The 18,618-nt window shown below is 65.5% G+C and carries 14 protein-coding genes, 1 tRNA gene, 1 other RNA gene, 3 pseudogenes and 1 other annotated feature; of the genes and pseudogenes, 4 read left to right on the top strand and 15 right to left on the bottom strand.

Going from position 1 to position 18,618, the window contains the following annotated elements; genetic code table 11:
* Positions 1 to 459 precede the first annotated feature (459 nt).
* Positions 460 to 1,542, top strand: coding sequence for a type VI secretion system protein TssA (gene tssA / locus XBLMG947_RS17445; RefSeq protein WP_065469870.1), 1,083 nt, complete (start codon positions 460 to 462; stop codon positions 1,540 to 1,542).
* A gap of 52 nt (positions 1,543 to 1,594) precedes the next feature.
* Here tssA and XBLMG947_RS17440 read toward each other — a convergent pair whose 3' ends face one another.
* From XBLMG947_RS17440 to XBLMG947_RS17415, 6 genes are all read right to left on the bottom strand, one after another.
* Positions 1,595 to 2,389, bottom strand: a complete 795-nt coding sequence (locus tag XBLMG947_RS17440; RefSeq protein ID WP_065469869.1) for an OmpA family protein — start codon at positions 2,387 to 2,389, stop codon at positions 1,595 to 1,597.
* The gene (gene tagF, locus XBLMG947_RS17435; protein WP_065469868.1) at positions 2,386 to 3,369 is read right to left on the bottom strand and encodes a type VI secretion system-associated protein TagF; all 984 of its coding nucleotides are present in this window, start codon (positions 3,367 to 3,369) and stop codon (positions 2,386 to 2,388) included. Before tagF ends, XBLMG947_RS17440 begins: the two co-directional genes overlap by 4 nt.
* Complete coding sequence (tssM, locus tag XBLMG947_RS17430) at positions 3,366 to 7,031, bottom strand: type VI secretion system membrane subunit TssM (RefSeq protein WP_245228245.1); 3,666 nt, start codon at positions 7,029 to 7,031, stop codon at positions 3,366 to 3,368. Before tssM ends, tagF begins: the two co-directional genes overlap by 4 nt.
* Positions 7,032 to 7,103: 72 nt before the next feature.
* Positions 7,104 to 8,594 carry a hypothetical protein gene (locus XBLMG947_RS17425; protein WP_065469866.1) on the bottom strand — a complete coding sequence of 497 codons (1,491 nt, stop codon included), beginning with the start codon at positions 8,592 to 8,594 and terminating at the stop codon, positions 7,104 to 7,106.
* A 59-nt stretch (positions 8,595 to 8,653) separates the two neighbouring features.
* Positions 8,654 to 8,914 (bottom strand): PAAR domain-containing protein, encoded by a 261-nt coding sequence (locus XBLMG947_RS17420; RefSeq protein ID WP_003471049.1) that lies wholly within the window; start codon positions 8,912 to 8,914, stop codon positions 8,654 to 8,656.
* A gap of 110 nt (positions 8,915 to 9,024) precedes the next feature.
* Positions 9,025 to 9,903: a M15 family metallopeptidase gene (locus XBLMG947_RS17415; RefSeq protein ID WP_065469865.1), complete on the bottom strand. Its 879-nt coding sequence runs from the start codon at positions 9,901 to 9,903 to the stop codon at positions 9,025 to 9,027.
* 200 nt (positions 9,904 to 10,103) lie between these two features.
* On the opposite strand from XBLMG947_RS17415, the gene XBLMG947_RS17410 reads away from it, so the two are divergent.
* Both XBLMG947_RS17410 and XBLMG947_RS17405 read left to right on the top strand, forming a co-directional pair.
* On the top strand, positions 10,104 to 10,802 hold the full coding sequence (locus XBLMG947_RS17410; RefSeq protein ID WP_065469864.1) for a hypothetical protein: 699 nt from the start codon (positions 10,104 to 10,106) through the stop codon (positions 10,800 to 10,802).
* Between the two features lie 370 nt (positions 10,803 to 11,172).
* A non-coding RNA gene (locus XBLMG947_RS17405) (sX9 sRNA) lies at positions 11,173 to 11,252 on the top strand.
* A 4-nt stretch (positions 11,253 to 11,256) separates the two neighbouring features.
* Here the strand turns inward: XBLMG947_RS17405 and XBLMG947_RS21865 are convergent.
* A pseudogene (locus XBLMG947_RS21865) lies at positions 11,257 to 11,762 on the bottom strand (integrase core domain-containing protein); the annotation flags it as partial.
* Between XBLMG947_RS21865 and XBLMG947_RS17390 the strand changes: the two are divergent.
* Positions 11,754 to 12,119, top strand: a pseudogene (locus XBLMG947_RS17390) (integrase core domain-containing protein); the annotation flags it as partial. The pseudogenes XBLMG947_RS21865 and XBLMG947_RS17390 sit on opposite strands and share 9 nt — an antisense overlap.
* A gap of 45 nt (positions 12,120 to 12,164) precedes the next feature.
* Here the strand turns inward: XBLMG947_RS17390 and XBLMG947_RS17385 are convergent.
* The 8 genes and pseudogenes from XBLMG947_RS17385 to kdsB form a co-directional block, all read right to left on the bottom strand.
* Positions 12,165 to 12,637 (bottom strand): annotated as a pseudogene (locus tag XBLMG947_RS17385) (transposase); the annotation flags it as partial.
* Positions 12,243 to 12,359: a sequence feature (AL1L pseudoknot), on the bottom strand. Its footprint overlaps the pseudogene before it by 117 nt.
* Positions 12,638 to 12,649: 12 nt before the next feature.
* Entirely contained in the window at positions 12,650 to 13,054 is a 405-nt protein-coding gene (locus XBLMG947_RS21860; protein WP_083993217.1) for an Arm DNA-binding domain-containing protein, read from the bottom strand.
* A gap of 220 nt (positions 13,055 to 13,274) precedes the next feature.
* Positions 13,275 to 13,350 (bottom strand) — tRNA-Gly (locus XBLMG947_RS17375).
* 36 nt (positions 13,351 to 13,386) lie between these two features.
* Positions 13,387 to 14,019, bottom strand: coding sequence for a CDP-diacylglycerol--glycerol-3-phosphate 3-phosphatidyltransferase (gene pgsA / locus XBLMG947_RS17370; RefSeq protein WP_065469860.1), 633 nt, complete (start codon positions 14,017 to 14,019; stop codon positions 13,387 to 13,389).
* Positions 14,019 to 15,875: an excinuclease ABC subunit UvrC gene (gene uvrC, locus XBLMG947_RS17365; protein ID WP_065469859.1), complete on the bottom strand. Its 1,857-nt coding sequence runs from the start codon at positions 15,873 to 15,875 to the stop codon at positions 14,019 to 14,021. The genes pgsA and uvrC overlap by 1 nt, the downstream gene beginning before the upstream one ends.
* Positions 15,872 to 17,290, bottom strand: a complete 1,419-nt coding sequence (locus XBLMG947_RS17360; RefSeq protein ID WP_065469858.1) for a hypothetical protein — start codon at positions 17,288 to 17,290, stop codon at positions 15,872 to 15,874. Before XBLMG947_RS17360 ends, uvrC begins: the two co-directional genes overlap by 4 nt.
* Positions 17,291 to 17,313: 23 nt before the next feature.
* The gene (locus XBLMG947_RS17355) at positions 17,314 to 17,778 is read right to left on the bottom strand and encodes a low molecular weight protein-tyrosine-phosphatase (protein WP_065469857.1); all 465 of its coding nucleotides are present in this window, start codon (positions 17,776 to 17,778) and stop codon (positions 17,314 to 17,316) included.
* On the bottom strand, positions 17,775 to 18,554 hold the full coding sequence (gene kdsB / locus XBLMG947_RS17350; RefSeq protein ID WP_065469856.1) for a 3-deoxy-manno-octulosonate cytidylyltransferase: 780 nt from the start codon (positions 18,552 to 18,554) through the stop codon (positions 17,775 to 17,777). Before kdsB ends, XBLMG947_RS17355 begins: the two co-directional genes overlap by 4 nt.
* Positions 18,555 to 18,618 lie beyond the last annotated feature (64 nt).

Raw genomic sequence — 18,618 nt, 5'->3', positions numbered from 1 at the left:
GTCTGCATTGCCGGCATTTCCAATTCGAAAACGCCCCATGGCATCCGTCGGGTCGCGCTGCGGGGATTCCCCCTGCTATACGGCAGCGCAAAAGTCGCCTGACGCCACGAACAATAGACCAGGATGGCTGGGTGGTCCACGCGTGGTTGCCGGCCCGGGGATCTTCGATGACAGGGTCGGCGCTGGCACCAGCGCGTCGATTCTCGCGCAAAGGCGATATCGGTCAAGGGTTTCCGCCCACGCCGCCGGCAAGCGGACTGGCAGCCGCCCCGCTAGGGACGACGACGTGGCGGCGGCAACCGCATGCGTCAAGCCGGAACTGACGGTGGGCCGCTGCGCAGCGCGCGCCGCAGGTAGCGCGACAGCTCCATCGGCGCCAGGTTTTTCAGAAAAATCTGACCCGCCGCCGCACTCCAGGCACGCTAGAATCTCCAACGCCCCTTACCGACGAGAACTTCCATGCTGGATCTGGATGCCCTGCTGGCGCCGATTTCCGACCATCAGCCGGCCGGCGAAGATCTGTCTTTCTCCATCGAGTTCGATCGCATCCAGGAAGCCAGGCGCTCGGACGATCCGACACTGGACCAGGGCGCGTGGCAGACCGATATCAAGTATGCGGACTGGTCCAGCGTGGCCCGCCAGTGCGGCGATCTGCTGCAGACGCGCACCAAGGACCTACGCCTGGCCGGCTGGATGACCGAGGCGACCACCCAGATCGACGGTTTCTCCGGGCTGGCCCTGGGTTACCGGCTGATCGCCGGGTTGTGCGACCGGTACTGGGACGAGGTGCACCCGCTGGTCGTCGACGGCGACCACGAAGAGCGCATCGGCAACCTGAGTTGGCTGCTGACCAATTCGCTGCATTGGTTGCGCGCGGTGCCGATCGCCTCGGGGCCGCAGGGCCGTTTCGGTCTCAACGATTTCGAGGCCGCGCATACCCGCAGCGCCAATGCCGGATCCGGCGACGACGAAGGCCAGCCCAGCCTGGACCTGCTCGAGGCCGCACGGCGCGATACGCCTCACGATGTCTACCGGCAGTTGGTCGATGCGCTACTCGATTGCGCCGAAGCGCTGCAGTCGCTGCAGGCGGCGGTGGACGATCGCCTAGGCATCGACGGACCCAGCTTCAGCGCGGTGCGCGAGCAGGTGGAACACCTGCAGCGCACCGTGGCGCGGTTCGCCCGCGATGCCGGGCTGCTGCTGGATGGCGAGGCCGATGCCGGCCAGCACGACATGCCGGGCATCGGGTTCGTCGGCCCGGCCGCGGACAAGGACGCGCCGTCGGCACCTTCGGCGACCTCGGCGCCACCCGGGCCGGGCGGTGCACCGACCACCCGCAAGGAGGCGTTGGCGCAACTGCGTCAGGTCGCCGAATTCTTCCGGCGTACCGAACCGCACAGCCCCGTCGCCTACCTGGCCGAAAAAGCCGCGCGCTGGGGCGAGATGCCGCTGCACGTGTGGCTGAAGCGGGTGATCAAAGACGGCAGCGTCCTCAACCAGATGGAAGAGATGCTGGACGTCAACCAGAGTCTGGAGCAGTAGGTGACGAACCCGCGCCGTCCCCGCGCGTCGCGGGGGACGGCCGCACAGGCGCCTACTGGATCTTGAACTGGATACGCCGGTTGCGCGCACGCCCGTCCGGGCTGGCGTTATCGGCCACCGGTTGGTCGGGACCCTTGCCCTGCACGTTCATGCGCGCACCGTCGATGCCCTTCTGCACCATGTAGTCCTTCACCGCCTGCGCGCGCTCCTGGCTCAGCGCGAGGTTGCTCTCGCGTTGGCCGACATTGTCGGTGTGGCCGACGATCAGGAAGCGCGCGTCGTTCATCTGCGACATCTTTTCCACCATGTCGTCGAGGACGCTCATGCCCAGCGGCGTCAGCCGCGCGCTGCCGCTCTGGAACTCGATGATGCGGTTGCCCAGCGTCTGGTCCAGCACGCCCTGTTCCGAGCCGCCGAGCTTGAGGCTGTTGGTCACCGTGTAGGAGGTGTTGCTGGCCAGGCTCAGGTCGCTGGCGACCTGTTGCCGCTGCGCTTCGTTGACCACCTGCCCGCTGATCCGCACCGCCTGGCCGTTGACTTCGAGCTTGCCGGCGGACACGCGCTTGAGTCCTGGCGACACCATCTTGGCGACGTACTCGCCCCAGTTCGGCGGCGAGGGAATCGACTCGACCTGCACCCGATCGACGATGCGGGCACTGCCGTAGGTGTCCTGCAGGTTCTTCAGGATGCGGGCCTTGGTGGCCTGATCCGGCACCACGCCCTCCACGATCACCGGACGTTCGCCGACACCGCCCGTGGCAGGCGCGGCGACCTGGGCGGAGGCGGCGAACGCGGTCATCAGGCCACTCAGGGCGAGGGTTTTGGCACTCAGGTGTCGCATGTTCATGTCCCCAGGAAAGTCTCGCCGAACAACTTGCGGGCCGTCTTCAATGCCAGGTCGTCCCGATCCAGGTAGCTGGCTAGCTTGTTGAGGTTGTAATCGCTGTGCAGGTAGTCATCGACCCAATCGGCGTCCTGCACGCGGATCAGGAAATCGCCGGCCTCGCGTGGGTCCAGCGCTGCGCGCAGCGCCTGGTGGTCGGCACCGTTGAAGCCGATCAGCATGCGCGGTGCGGCATCGTTGCGAATCAGCACCGCCAGTTCGAAATCGCCACGCGCAATGAAGCAGGCGACGATGTCCAGCCAGAACGCGGCCAGCAGCGGCCGGTACAGCGCGTCCTGCACCAGCGGAAGCTCCAGCGCCTTGTCCACCGACACGTTGCCGCCGGCGAGGATCGGCTGCAGCAGCAGGCCCAGTGCCGGCAGCAGTTTCTTCAACGACACGTCGGGATGGCCGGCCGCGCGCAGCAGGGCCTCGATCGAGCCGACCGTCTGGATATCGAGGAAGTCGTTGAAGGTGGCGTTGTACGCCGACGCGTCGGTGCTCAGCGTGTAGCGGGTGTCGGCGAGCGCGGCGAGCGCCGGGCCGGCCTCGTCGGCGACCACCGCCTGCTTGGCCATGCGCGACAGCCCGGACCAGACCTTGGACATCGCCAGCGGACTGCGGGCGATGAACGACAGCGGCTCGCTGGCCTCAAGACGGACCGCCGACAGCAACGGGAAGCGGCGCTGCGACGCATCGCGACTGGGCTGGAAATGCCCGCACAGCACCATCTTGCTGCGCGAGCCGAGGAACGCGTAGTGGATGTCGGGCGCTTCGTCGTAGAGCCGCTTCCAGTCCGGGTTCTGGCTCAGCAGATCCACGCTCAGGCCCGCCCAGCGGTCGAGCCAGCCGAGCAGTTGATGGTTGTCGGCCGCGCGCACGAAATCGCCGCGGGAAGGTACCTTGCCGAAATAGGAGACGCCTACACTGACTTCGCGACTCATTGGCCACCTTCTTGTGCGGGCGCACCCGCCGGAACCGAACCGCTAGGCGCAGCGGCACCCGCAGTGGTCGGGCTACCGGCCACCGTCGCCGGAAGTTGCAGGCCACGCTGCCAGTCGCCGCCGCCGGTCGCCTTGCCGGCGCGCTGCACGACGCGCATCTGCACGCTGATCGACACGCCCTGGTCGCTCCAGGTGAGGCGACTGTTGACATCGTCCACACGCTCCTTGGCGGCAACTTGAAGCAAGCGGCTGAGGCCATTGGCGCCAGGCGCATGGAACACCTCGACGTTGCGCCCGTCGCTGGTGACCGCGGTGATCTTGGCACCGGGCGCGGCACCGCTGTTGGGCCACTGCATGGTCATCCACTGCGGCGGAGTATTGCGGTAGCGCAGCGTCTGGCCATCGATTTCGACGGTGTATTCGATCGCGCCCACCGCCGGCGTCGGCAGGAGTTCGAAGATGGTGACGTCCTTGGCCACCGCGCCGGACTGGCCGCTGACCCAGTTGCCGTAGTTGGCCACCAGTTCGCTGGACAAGGTGATGCCGATGCCTGCCCAACGCCGCGATTCGAGCAGGTTGCCGCGCTGGATCACCAAGGTGCCGAGCGCGTCCTTGTTGAACGCGGCGATCGCGCCGCTGGCGCCGAAGATCGCGGCCACGTCGCCGGGGGCGGCATCCACGTCCGTGTTGACATTGAACGGATAGCGCTGGCCGATGCCGTTACGGAACGGTTCGTAGACCTGCGCCGCCCATACCCGGTTGATCTCGTTCTCGGTCGGCGGCACCAGCGCGGCGAAGGTCTGGGTCAACGGACGCAGCAACAGCGGACGCATCGCGTCGCGCTGGGTTTCGTCCAGCCCGGTCAGCATCTGCTCGTCCACCAGGGTCAGCGCGGCGCTGAGTTCGGAGCCTTCGTTGCTGAAGGTGTCCTGCATCAGCTTGCGCGCGCCGACGCCGATCTGGCCCTGGTTCTTGATCGCGTTCATCCGTGTGCGCAACTTGGCCAACTTGTCGAAGTAGGCATCGATGACCGCCGGCTCGTCCTTGCGCTTGGTCATCAGCCGCGCCAGGCCCTCGAAGGTCTTGCCGATCGGGCCGACCGGCTGCTGCTCGGCCTTGCCGGCGTCGGCCGGATCGCGGCGCAGGATCACCCGCTGGAACCAGGCGACGACCCCGCCGGATGCCTTCTTGGACAAGGCGTCGGCCATCGGGTTGTCCCAGATGGTCTGCTCGTTGATCTTTTCCAGCAGCTTGCGCAACGGCGAGTTGGCCGGATCGCCGATGCGGTTCATCCGCGACAGCGCCTGGTCGAAGCCCTGGAAGGGCGCCACGCTGACGCCCTGGATGAACTTGCGCCACTCCTTCGCGTATTCCTGCTTGTACGCCGTCACCAGCTCGCGCGCGATGTGCTCCGGGCTGCCGGCCAGCGACAGGTCGCTCTGCTCAGTCGTGTCCAGGACCCAGTCGGTGGTGCTGAGCTGCGTGTTGGCCGCTTCCTTGATTGCGTCCTTGACGTATTCTTCCCATGCCTCGCGCGAGAACGCGCCGGAAATGGCGTAGCTGCCGGTGATCGCGCCGCTGTTGGCTTCCTCGCCGATCAGCGCGTTGACCGTCACCGTGGGGAAGCGCGCCGCCGCACGCGCCTTGATCTGCGCGAACACACGCTGCATCGCCGGCTGGCCCTTCATCACCCGGGTCAGCGCCTCGCGGCTGTCGTTGACCAGAGTGACCTTGGTCTGCACCTGCGGCCACTGCGCATCTTCGGCTTGGGCAACGTAGAACGTCATCAGCTTCTCGGCCGCGCGGGTCATCTCCTCGCGAGTCATCTGGCCGCGATTGGCATCCAGCCAGCCGCGCCAGAACAGGGTCAGCTGCTGCGTCAGGTGCGCGCTCTCCACGTGCTTGCGATTGCCCAGCATCAGGTAGGTCTTCAGCGCGTTGTAGGCATCGTTGGTATCGGTCGGCGACGCATCCTGATACAGCACGCCGTCCTGCTTCGCGGCCTGCTGCGGGCCGGCCGACTTGCCTAGCTTGTCGCGCTCGCTGACCACTTGCCCCAGGAACGACTCCAGATTGGCGGTGGTCGGCTCGAGCATCACCTGGCGCATGCCGTTGTAGTACTCGGCCAGCAACTTCTTGCGGATGTTGTCGCCCTGGTACAGGCCCAGCCCGGAGGTGATGCCGCCCTTTTGCTTGTAGCGGTCCAGCTGCTCGAGCCGATCCTGCAACAGCAGCAGCGCGTCGATGCGCGATTGCAAGTCGACCCGGTTGGCCTGCACGCGCACGGCCTGGTCCAGATCCTTGGTGGCGTTGTTCACCAGTTGCACGTTGGTGGTGTACGACCAGGTCCACAGACCCAGCGCCAACGCCAGCACGGCGACGCCACCGAGGAAGACACCATAGCGCAGGCGGTTCTGGTGCGGGCTGGAGTACTGCCGGACAAGCTGTTTGTCGGCGAAGATGACCTTGCGGAACAGGTCTTTCAGGAAGTAGGCGGTCTGTCCCGACGGCACCGCTTCGCCCGGCTGCGCACGCGCCTGCAGCGCGAACTGGCGGCTCACCCGCTCGGAGGCGTGGTGCACGGAATGGCCTTCCTGCAGCGCGCTGCTGAAGTAGAAACCGCGGAACACCGGCTTGAACTGATAGGGGTTTTCTTCGAACAGCGTGGCGATGAAGGTGCGCAGCGCCGGCTTGATGCCGACGAACTCCAGCGGCAGTGTCAGCAGCCCGGGCGACACCTGACGCCCACGCTGCATCGCCATGTGCGCCAGGCTCATTTCCTTGAGGCCTTCGGCCAGTTCGTCGAAATGGGTGTCGAACGCGGCCAGCGCATCGGTCTTGGCGGTCGGATCGTAGGGCAGGGTCGCACCCCACACGTTCTCGCGCTCGGACGGATCCAGATTATGGAAGAACTCGGAGAAGCCGGCGATCAGGTCGGCCTTGGTGAACACCACGTACACCGGCGCGAACACTTCCAGGCGCTCGGTGATTTCCTGCACGCGCTGGCGCAGGTTCTTGGCCAGCTCGATCGCGAACTCGGGCTTGCTACCGGACAGTTCGGCGATGCTGGCGGCGATGATGACGCCGTTGATCGGCGCGCGCGGCCGGTGCTTTTTCAGCAGCGCGAGAAAGGTGAGCCATTCCAGGCGGTCTTCGACGCTGACCGAATACCGACCGGCGGTATCGAGCACGATGCCGGTCGTGGTGAAGTACCAATCGCAATTGCGCGTGCCGCCGATGCCCTGGATCACATTGCCGCGATTGTCCTCGAACGGGAACTGCAACCCGGAATTGAGGATCGCGGTGCTCTTGCCGGCCGCCGGATTGCCAATGATCACGTACCACGGCAGTTCGTACAGCGCCGCCTTGCCTTTGAGCACGCCCAGGCGCGAGGACTTGATCGCCTTGACCGCCTCCAACATGCGCGAGCGCAGCGCTTCGGTGTCGGCGCGGGTGGCCGGCTGCGCGGCGGCGACCGCGCGATCGGCTTCGCCTTGCACCATCGCATCCAGGCTGCGCGCGGCGCGGCGCGCCATGATCCGGCGCACGATCCACACCAGCAGCCATATCAGCAGACAGACCGCCAGTACCGCGGCCACCCACAGGCCGATTTCGCGCAAGCCCTCGGCGCCGAAGTAGGCGACTGCGGCAGCGAAAAGCAAGCCGAGAACCATCCAGAGGCGGTAATCGCGAAGGTAATACCTGAGATTGCTAAACATCGAGCGCTGTTCCGGTTAGGCGGCGGACGCCGGCACGGCGCCGACGTCGGTATCTGGCTGGGGGAAAACACGGGGACTGACGAGTGTGGCGATGCGCAGGCCTGCCTGATCCACGCCCAGCATCAGTGCCGCATGTTGCCCGGCGGCGACATGGGCATGGGCAAGCGCGAGCATCGCCAGCGGTTGCACCGCGGCCAGATCGCCGGTGGCGATGGCCAGCGGCAGGCACTGCACGGCGGTATCCAGATCGGGGCAGGCCAGCGCGGCAGCGGCCGCGACCTCGGCCGCCAGGCCGGCGCGGTGGTCGGCGTCGCTGAGCACCAGATCCACTTGGGTGGGCGCGAGCGCGGCGCGCTGCAGGGTCTGCGCCGCCAGTTCGCCGCTCAGCCGCGCACTGGCCTTGGCGCTGCTGTCCAGCGGCACCCGGGCGCGCTGCAGCGGATGCAGCACCACATCGCTGGAAGCGCCGGGCCCGCTGGCCAGCAAGACCCCGCTGGCGCCCTCGCCAGGTACGCGTCCGTCGGGCGAACGGCGCGTCATCAGCCACCCGCTTTCGAGCATCTGCTCCACCTGTGTCTGGTCGATCGCCGAATGGCAGGCCATGACCAGCTGCCAGCCGTCCACCGGCGACTCCGCGCCGCGCGCCAGTTGTTGCAGCCGCGACCATGCATCGTCGGCACCCGCCATCGGGATCACCTCCACGCCGAAACGGCGTGGATCCAGGCCGTGTTCGCTGGCGGACGCCAGCACCCAGTCGCCCAACGCCGCGTGCAGCGACGCGGGCCAGTCCGCGGGCAGCCACAGCTCGATGCGCAGCACGTTCTGCACCTGCGCCTCGACCCGGTGGCGCAGCCCGGCCACCACACGATCCTGGGCCTCGGGCAGCGGCGGCAGCGCCTGCGCAGCCTCCAGCAACAGCGCCTCGGCGACCGGTTCGAGCAGTGCGATGGCACGCTTGTGATGCTCCAACGGGCGCTCGTTGGCGTCGGCGCCCGCTGCGGCCGAGGCGAGCATGGCCTCGGCCGCAGCGGGCGCATCCAGTTCCGGCACCTGCACGACGAAGACCGGCAGCCCGTCACGGTCGCGGAACTGCTTGTGCAGCCCAGGCCGCGGCAGATTGCCGCGCAGCGCGAGAATGGCCTGCGGTTGCTGGCCCAAGGCCAGGTTCAGCGCACCGGCAAGCAATGCCGGCGCGGCGCAGGCGGTCGGCGCCAGCGCCTCCGGCGCCGAAGATGAACTTGCCACGGCCGCCTTGGAATCGTTGCGTTCGGTGGCCTTGGCCGCAGCGCTGTCGGCGGCGTCGGTGGCGCGCGCAAAGGCGCGCCGCCCAAAATCGCGCAGCAGCCAGCTGCCGCCCAGCAGGCCGGCGGGCAGGATGCCCAGATACGTCAGCATCTCCATGCCGTTAGGCGTGGTGCCGCTGCTGCGCCAATAGAAGATCGAACCGCCCCACGCCACACCGAAAAACGCGGCGGCCGACAACACGTTCCGAAGAATTCCGGACATTAGCATCCTCGCTCCATGAGTGGATTAGGCATCGACGGGAGCCGAACTACCTTGACTCGTCATCCGATGCCAGTCGTTCCCTGAGAAGAGATAAGTGTACCTCCACAGGCGGCCTTGTCCCCATGCCGGGCCACCGGCTTGCCATCAATCATCACCGTGGCGTCACCGCTGGCGATCTCGGTCTGACCATGCACCCTGCACACCACCTTGTCGCCGATACGCGCCACCGGCTTGCCGTCCACATCGGTTTCGGCCGAACCTGTGACCACGCTGCCGCCATGATCGAGCTGATCGCCAACAAGAATAAAAGGTCGTGACATCAATATTGCTCCCTGGTCGTTGCGCCGAGGCCGGTCCGTCGCCGCCATTCGCCCCCGTGGGGCGCGATCGCCGCCACGGGGGGAGAAGATAGCAGGAGTTCAGCCCCGGCTCACCCTCGGGCCAATTCGGCACGCTTGGCGGCGCGAGCGCTGCGGCAGAACTCCAGCTTCTCCACATGCACGTAGTCCTTGATGCTGCGCCAGCTGCCGCCCCACTCCAACCCGGCCTGCTGCGCCAGCTCGCCGTACAGGAAGTAGGCGCGTCTGGTCCACGGATCGCCCATGTCCCACTGCAGCTTGCCGTCGCGCAACGGCGCGCTATCCACCGCCAGGCCGTATTGGTGGCAGCTCTGCCAAGCGCTGGCACGGGTGGCGCGGCCGCCGCCCATCAACTCGGCCTGGCGCTCCGGGCTGCGATAGCCCTCCACCAGCACCATTTCGTAGCCGTACTGGCGACGCATGACCTCGTAGATCGCGAGCACGCGCTGTTGCAGGTCGGCGTCGATGCTTTCCCAACGCCGGTCCGCGGTGACGATCTCCGGGCGGGTGCGGCGGATCTCCTCGGTGGTGAATACCTCCGGAGGCGGCGTCGGCGGCGGCACCAAGCGTTCGCCACGCAGCAGCTGCGCCACCATGCTGCTGGATTCATTCATGTCCTCGGCACGGAAGTCCTCCAGCGCCACGTTCTGCCGGACCAGCAGGATCACGCTAGGCGGCACCAGCAACAGCAGGGTCGCGCACAGGATGACCCAGCGATGACGCCGAAAGAAATCCGTTACCCCGCCGATCCCGCCGCGCACCCCCTCGCCGACTCCGCCAGCGCTGCGGCCCACGCGCTGGCCGACCCGCCCGGCGCCTTGCCGAAGGCCGCGCAGGCGCTCGCCCAACCAGGCTTGCACCCCCTCCAGCGCCTCCGGAAACAACAGCAGCCAGCAGGCGATAGACACCAGCAGCAGGAAGATCACCACACCCGCAACGACGACTGCCACTACATCCCCCTGATGATGCTGTTGCTTGCTGTGCGGTTGACGGGCCGGCGCCAAGCACTAGAATTGAAGATAGACAAATCCCCGGCGCTCGCCGAACAAGGGTTGGATTGCAGTTGAATAATGGCGGATTAAATCGCCCGAGTCTTCTTTCGGGGCAAGGACAGACCCAGCCAGCCGGCTCCGGGCGCATTTTGGCCGATATGGAAGGCCGCGCAACCAGCGCGCCGTCCAGCGTCCGTGCCAAAGCGCCGCGGCGGCGCCCCACCCGCTTGGTGCTGATCGCCGTCCTCGGAGTCGCGCTGCTGGGCGCGGTGTTCATGGCGCTGCGCTGGAATGCCGGACGTGCCGAGGCCGACGCCGAGTTCGACGCATACACCACCGTGCCGGCGACCGACACCATCTCTCCGGCCAATCCCACACAGGCGCCGGGCGGCGCAATGATCGTAGACGACAACACCGTCAGCGATCCGCCTCCCGCCGTCGACCGCTTGCCCAGCGCCTCATCCGCCAGCACCGCGACTGCGCCGGCCAAGCCGGCTGCTGCCCCCTCGCCGCAGCGCAAACCACGCGCTGCGCTGGCCAACGGCAAGCACGTACAGGACGACAGCAACGACCTGCTGGCCACGCTGATGGGCATCATCAAGCGCGACGAAAAGCCGGCGGCAAAACAAGACTCGTTGGATTCGCTGATCGCCAAGATCCAGGCCGAGGACAGCAAGAACGCGACCGAGACCGACGCGGCATTCGATGCGATCGACTCGCACTCGGCGTCGACCAGCTCCAACGTGCAGACCCAATTGCGCAAATGTCCCGACGCCAACACGATGGCGGGCCTGGAGTGCCGCAAGCAGATCTGCGCAGCGCTCACCGGCAAAGATCCGGCCTGTCCGGCGCACTGAGACGGCGCATCGCAAGCGCTTCCTCCCCACTGAGGACAGGAGCACCACGTCGCTGCGCTATTTTGCCCCCGCCACGAGAATGAAATGTCCACTCCAGTTACTTGAAGAGGTGACTCTTGCCAAGGACAAAAACGTTGCTTCTTTGCCATCTTAATGGCTGAAGAAAATCGAAAACTGGCTGATGATCAGTTTCTTGATTACGATTCTCGCGATTCTATCGTTTTGCAGCTTGCTATCACTATGGGCCAGATGCGCCAGTCGTGAAGATGATCGGTGCAATGCAGGTTATCAATTGGGTTCTGCTCTTTAGAGCGGCTAACAAGACTACTGCGCAGCCGCCAGGCGGGCGCGGCCGGTGCTCGGAATCGGCATGTACTACCACTTGTGCACTGCGGTTCTGAGCGCGCCGTCCACACCCGCCTGACGACTGCTCGCTACGTTTTGGTAGCCGCTCTTAGAGTCCGGGCCTGATGATATCGGTGTTTGCCAGGTGTTGGGCATAAGCAGCCAGCGTCATGCCGCCAATTGCCTTCTTGGGTCGTTCCTCGTTGCATTCGCGTCGCCAGCATTCGATCTCTGCACGGGCATGCAGCAACGTCGGGAACCAGTGCTCGTTGCGGCTTCGTCGCGTAGCCGGCCGTTGAAGGATTAGACGTAGGCGTTTTGGTTCGGTTTGCCCGGCTGGATCAGCCGCAATTGCACGCCACGGGCATGCGCCCAGGCCACCATGGCCTGGGCGCAAAACTCCTTGCCGTTATCGGTGCGGATCACCTGCGGCAGGCCACGACTGTGCGCCAGTCGGTCCAGCACGCGGATCACACCGTGGCCCGAGATTGCGCGTTCCACGTCGATGGTGACCGCTTCGTGTGTCGCATCGTCCACGATCATCAGGCACTTGATCGCCCGGCCCTCGGCAGTGCGATCGAACACGAAGTCTAGCGACCACACCTGGTCGACCTGTCGCTGCCATCTGCCCGGGTGATCCGATCGTTGGAGCAGGTCATCGAGTGGCGCGGCAAGGCACACATCATTCGCTGCGATAACGGGCCCCAATACATCAGCGGAGCACTGCTGGCGTGGGCGGAACGCAACGGCATCGGCATCGAGCACATCCAGCCGGGCAAGCCACAACACAACGCCTACGTTGAACGTTACAACCGCACGGTCCGCCACGCCTGGCTGGCCCGCACCCTGTTCGACACCATCGAGCAGGTGCAGGCCAAGGCCACCCGCTGGCTATGGACGTACAACCATGAGCGCCCCAACATGGCGCTAGGCGGCATCATGCCAGCGATGAAACTGGCGATGGCTGCATAACTCCACTTCTGGAGTCCGCTAAAAGCGGGGGGATTACCGCGCCTCCAGTGCCCGATCTCGCCACCAGCGGTCCGCAGGCGCCTCCGGATGCGCCTGCCGGGCCGCGTGGCTGTAGTACGTCGACGCAGCGATCTCCAGCACTCGGCAGATCGGCTCGACTCCGTGGGCATCGCGATGCTCTGCAACGAACCCGGTCATGGCTTGAAGCGGCGGTCTAGCTCCGCCTGGGCGAAATACGCCGACGCCTTGCGCAGGATCTCGTTGGCCTGCCGCAGCTCGCGCACCTCACGCTCCAGCGCCTTCATCCGCACCCGCTCGTCCGTCGTCAAGCCCGGACGCAGCCCCTGGTCACGCTCGGCACGACCTACCCAGTTGCGCAGCGTCTCGGCTGTGCACCCGATCTTCCAGGCAATCGACTCGATCGCCGCCCACTGCGAACTGTGCCTGTCCTGGTGCTCCAGCACCATCCGCACCGCGCGCTCCCGGACTTCCGGGGAATACTTCACTGGCTTGCTCATCACTCCATCCTCTCAAGAGTTGGAGCCTCCAGGAATCCCGGGGCGGTTCAGCGTACGCTGCCGGCCGGTTTTCGGACTCAATGCCTTGAAATCCCGCCACGACTGGAACACCACTTGGAAGGCATGTGTCGCGGCTGCCCGCGCCTTCTCTTCAGCCTGGCGAAGATAGACCCGCGGATCGACACCATTGGCAAGCTGCGCCCGGAGTTCATCACGGCGGGCTCTCGCCTCCTTGAGGCTGATCTCTTGGTACGGGCCGATGGCGATGCGAGGCTGCTGGCCCAGCCATGAGAAACGGAAGTGCCACTTCTTCTTGCCTTTGGCACTCCCGAAGAGCAGCAAGCCCTGCGCGTCGTTAAGGGTGTAGTCCTTGCCAGTTGTCTTGGCCTGCCGCACGGCGGTATCTGTCAAAGCCATCGACCTCTCCTTCAGGATGAGGAGAGGTGTACCGAGGTCGATGGAAGCAGCACAGCCGAAAACCATACAACCCAACACCCGGATTTCCAGTACTAATTTATGCACTAAAAATGCGTGGCTGGGAGTGGATTTCAGCAGACTTCGCTGGATGCTCCACAGACGAAAACCACTGTTGGATCAAGACCCTATGGACTTCAGTGGAAGTTCACAGCATAAGACTTGGAGCGGGAAACGAGACTCGAACTCGCGACCTCAACCTTGGCAAGGTTGCGCTCTACCAACTGAGCTATTCCCGCTTGGGAGGCGAGATTCTACAGCGAACAGGATAGCTGTCAACTGTTGCTTTCGATTTTTTTCGACTTGTTGTTGATCGCTGCTTTTTCGTCGGCGCGCAGGCTTGGCCAGGCGGCCTGCAGATACTGGAAACCCGACCACAATGTCAGCAATGCAGCAATGGCCAGCGTCCAGTAGCCGGCGCGGAAAATCAGGTTGCCCAGCCAGATTTCATGGGTCGGCATCTGTCCTGGGGTTACCGAATACAGCAGAAAAAGCAGTGCGACCATTTGTGCGGTGGTCTTGATCTTGCCAATCGCCGCAACGCGCACCTTGGCACGCTGACCGATCTCGGCCATCCATTCGCGCAATGCGGAGACGGCAATTTCGCGCCCCACGATGACGGCAGCCCAGAACGCCATCCACGGCGTGGGGTGGCCCTGCACGATCAGGAACAGTGCCACTGCGACCATCAACTTGTCGGCGACCGGGTCCAGGAATGCCCCGAATGCGGAATACTGGTGATAACGCCGCGCAACCCAGCCATCCAGCCAGTCGGTGATGGCGGCAAGCGCGAACACGCCGGCGGACGCGAAATTTGTCCACGTGTACGGCAGGTAGAACACCACGACCAACACCGGGATCATCAAGATCCTCAGCAGTGTCAGCCACGTGGGGATGGTCAACTTCATTACGGACTCGACTCGCCTGCCGCATCGGGAAGCGCCAGCCCGTGCAGGTTAGCGTAGATTCGCGCGGCAAGTGCGGCATTGACCCCTTCCACGCGGGCAATCTCGGCCTCGCCGGCGGCCTTGAGGCCGACCAGCCCGCCGAAATGCTTGAGCAGGCTGGCCCTGCGCCGTGGCCCGATACCGGGAATATCCTCGAGTTTGCTGGTCATGCGCGCCTTCTGGCGGCGCCCACGGTGGCCGGTGATCGCAAAGCGGTGCGCTTCGTCACGCACTTGCTGGATGAATTGCAGCGCTGGAGATGCGGCGCCTGGCCTCAGCTCGCGGCCGTCGGCCATGATCAGCGCCTCGTGCCCTGCCCGGCGTTCTTCGCCCTTGGCCACGCCGGCCAGCAAGACGTTCTCGACCCCGAGGTCGGCCAGCGCGGCCTGTGCCTGCGCCAGCTGGCCGGCGCCACCGTCGATCAGCAGCACGTCGGGAAGCACGCCGTTCTCTTCCACGGCACGCCGGAAGCGGCGCTCGATCGCCTGTCGCATCGCTGCGTAGTCATCGCCCGGAGTGATGCCGGAAATATTGAAGCGCCGGTACTGGCCCCGCACCGGGCCGCTGGCATCGAATACCACGCACGAAGCGACCGTCGCCTCGCCCATGGTGTGGCTGATGTCGAAACACTCCACGCGTTTGACCGGCTCGGCCAGCCCGAGCATCTCGCGCAAGGCGTCGCTGCGTGCGTGCTGCGCGCTCTGACTGGTGAGTTCGGTGACCAGGGTCAGTTGCGCGTTGCGCGTGGCCAGCAACAGATAACCGGCACGCTCGCCACGCACGTTCCACTTCAGCGACACCTTGTGCTCGGCAGCCGTGCTGAGCGCGGCTTCGATCAGTTCGGCTTCCGGGATTTCGCGGTCGAGCAGGATCTCGCGCGGCGGCGAATGCTCGGCGTAGTACTGCGAGACGAACGCGCCCAGAATTTCGTCTGCGCTATCTTCGCCATTGGTCTTGGGAAAGAACGAACGCGTACCGAGATTGCGACCATCGCGAAAGCTCAGCAGCAACACGCAGGCCTGGCTGGATTGCGTGGCGCATGCGAGCACATCCAGATCGGCTGCGCGGCCGTCGACGTATTGGCGGTTCTGCATGCTGCGCAACGACGACAGCAAATCGCGCAGGCGTGCGGCACGCTCGAATTCAAGCGCTTCGCTGGCCTGCTGCATCGACTGCATGATTTCTTCGCCGAGCTGGTCGCTCTTGCCTTCGAGAAACATCGTCGCGCGGCGCACCGATTCTGCGTAATCGGGGGCCGCCACCAGGTCCACGCACGGGCCGCTGCAACGTCCGATCTGATACTGCAAACACGGCCGCGAACGGTTGCGGAACACGCTGTCTTCGCAGCTGCGCAGCTTGAACAACTTGTGCATCAGGCTCAGCGTTTCGCGTACCCCGGTCACCCCGGTGTAGGGGCCGAAATAGCGTCCCTGCACCGCACGTGGACCGCGGTGCAAGGCGATGCGCGGCCAGTCTTCGCGCGTCAGCAGCACATACGGATAGCTTTTGTCGTCGCGCAACGAAACGTTGTAGCGCGGCGACAACGACTTGATCAGCTGGTTTTCCAGCAGGAGCGCTTCGGCTTCGCTGCGGGTGACGGTGACGTCCATGCGCGCAACCTGCGACAACATCGAGGTCAGCCGGGCATTTTTCGGCGTGCCGTTGAAATAGCTGCCCACGCGTTTGCGCAGCGCGCCCGCCTTGCCGACATACAGCAAGGTGTCGTCGCCCGCATACATGCGGTAGACGCCAGGCGCGGTGCTCAGTTGCGCAGCAAACGCTTTTCCATCGAAATCGCTTTGTGGCCTTGCGCTCATTCGTCTATCGACACATCACTCAGTGCGCCGCTTGCAAGGTCGTAGCGCAAGATGGCGTGTGCATCGGTTTCTGCGATCCAGACCGCACCGGCGGCAACCGCGAGACCGGCCGGGCCGTGCAGACGACGCGGCAGCTCCACGGTGGTCAATTCACCGCCCCCCAGACGCAGGCAGCGCAGGCGGCCGTTGCCGGTATCGGCGATCCACAGCAGCGGCGAGTCGGCAGCCAGTGCAATGGCCTGCGGGAACTGCAGACGCGCAGTGCTGCGTGGGCCGTCCTGCTCTCCGAACTGCCAGGCGCCCTGCCCGCCGACCAAGGTCTGCACCAGATCGCCGCGCAATTGCATGGTGCGGATCGACGAGCCTAGCCCGTCGCAGACATAGGCCACTTGTTGCACCGAGGCCAGGCCTGCCGGCTGCGCGAATGCCGCCAGATGGCCGCTGCCGTCGCGCGTTTCGAGCGCACCGGTGCCTGCGCGCGCAGTCAGCGCGGCTCGGCCCAGGTGATAACTCCAGATGCGGTTATCGCCGGCCATGGCGATCAATACCTGGTTGTCGGCGATGGCCAGCCCTTGCGGATAGTTCAGCGCAGATGCGCTGGCCGATGCCAGCGGGCCTTCGACCGGCTCCCCGGAACGCCCAGTGCCGCATAACGTGTCCACGTGTCCGCTGCGCAGGTTGATGCGGCGCAACGCGTGGTTACCGGTGTCGGCCACGTACAACTGATCGCGTTCCAGTGCCAACCCCTGTGGACGCCGGAACGCCGCTTCACCGACGCCCCCGTCGATGAGGTCGGCGTTGCCGTGCCCGAACTGGCGCAGTACGCGTCCGCTGTGCGTGCATTCGAGTACGCGGTGATGGCCGGTATCGGCGACATACAGCCGGTCTTCGGTCGCGGCCAAGCCGGTTGGAAAGCGCAATGCCAGACGTGGCTCGGGCTCGCGTTCGGGCACGCCCTGCAGATCGGCATCCGATGGCGGCGGCTGGCCTTCGCACAGTGCGGCCAACGCCTTGTCGAGATCGCCGGTGGCGCCCACCAATCTCTGCCGCTCGCGGCCGTAGGCATCCAATAGCACCAGCGTGGGCCAGGATTCGATGCCGAAACGGCGCCAGGTTTCCCAGTCCTTGTCGAGCAGGATCGGCGCACTCACGCCGTGTCCGCGCAGTTGTTTAAGCGCGCGGTGCGGAAGGCGTTCGCTGTCGAAACGCGGCACCTGCACCACGATCACCTGCAGCCGGCCGGGACTGCGCGCCTGCCAATGCGTCAGCTCGGCCAGGCGCTCGGCGCACCACACCGAACTGGCGTTGACGAACGCCAGCACGAGCGCGCGGCCGCGATGCTCCTGCAAGGTCGATGGCCTGGCATTGAGCCAGGTGGGAAATTCCGGCAGTTCCTGGGTGAGCTGGGCGTTCATTCGATGATTATGCCCAAGCGCGATTAGCCGCGGGTGAGTCTGGCCACGGTCCGGCGCGCGGCAGTATCGACAAGCTCCCAAACCTGCTCGAAGTCCTCCATGTTGCCGGTATACGGGTCGGGGATTTCATCGCGCTCGTCGATGCCCGCCCAGGGCAGCCACAAGGCGACTTTTTCGCGTTGCGCCGCCGGGGCCAGCCGCTGCAGATCGCGCAGATTGTTGCCGTCTGCGCACAACAGCCAATCGAAATGCTCGAAATCCGAGCGCACCACCTGACGTGCGCGAAGACCCGAGATATCCACACCATGGCCGCACGCGCAACGGATCGCGCGCGGGTCCGGCGGCTCGCCGGCATGCCAGTCGCCGGTGCCGGCCGAATCGACCTGGATGCGCCGCGACAGCCGCGCCTGGTCCAGTTGCGCATGCAAAGCACCCTCGCCCATCGGTGAGCGGCAGATATTGCCCAGGCAGACGATCAGTACCTTCATGCCGATGCCACCTGCATCTGCGCGCGGGCGAGATCCTCCGGGGTGTCGATACCCGGCGGAAACGGCTCGGGCGTCACCGCCACCGCGATGCGATAACCGGCTTCCATCACGCGCAGTTGTTCCAACGACTCAACGCGCTCCAGCATGCCAGGTGGCATCGCCGCAACGCGCTGCAGGAAACCTGCGCAATAGGCGTAGATCCCGATGTGGCGCAGCCACTGACCTGCTGCAGGCACGCTGTCGCGCTGGCTGGCAAAACTGTCGCGATGCCAGGGAATCGGTGCGCGGCTGAAATACAGTGCATCGCCGCGGGCCGTCCGCACCAGCTTCACCACGTTGGGATCGAACAGGTCGTGCGCGCTCTCCACCGGCGCAGCCAGCGTGGCCATCTCGGCACCGGAGCGCTGCAGCAGATCGGCGACCGCGCGGATGCCGGCGGCCGGCGCGAACGGTTCGTCGCCTTGCAGATTGACCACGCAGGTCTGCTCGTCCCAGCCGGCAATGCGCGCACATTCGGCAAGACGGTCGGTCCCGGAGAGATGCGTTGTGCCGGTCATCGCCACATGCACGCCGGGCAGATGATTGATCGCCTCGGCGATACGCGCATCGTCGGTGGCCACCCAGACCTCGCGCGCACCCGCCATCAACGCACGTTCGGCCACGTGCTGGATCATCGGGCGATCGCCGATCCGTTGCAGCGGTTTGCCGGGCAGCCGCGTGGAGGCGTAACGGGCAGGAATGGCGACGACGAAATCGGCAGGCGGTGTGGGAGTCATACGTGCGCGCTCTGGAATGCAGTCAGGAGTGAAGAACGAGATAACCGAATCGCATGATGTTTCT

It is taken from the genome of Xanthomonas bromi, from assembly GCF_900092025.1.
GTDB classification, from domain to species: Bacteria; Pseudomonadota; Gammaproteobacteria; order Xanthomonadales; family Xanthomonadaceae; genus Xanthomonas; species Xanthomonas bromi.
The sequence above is the reverse complement of the archived record's forward strand: the minus strand, read 5'-3'. Positions and strand labels throughout refer to the sequence as shown.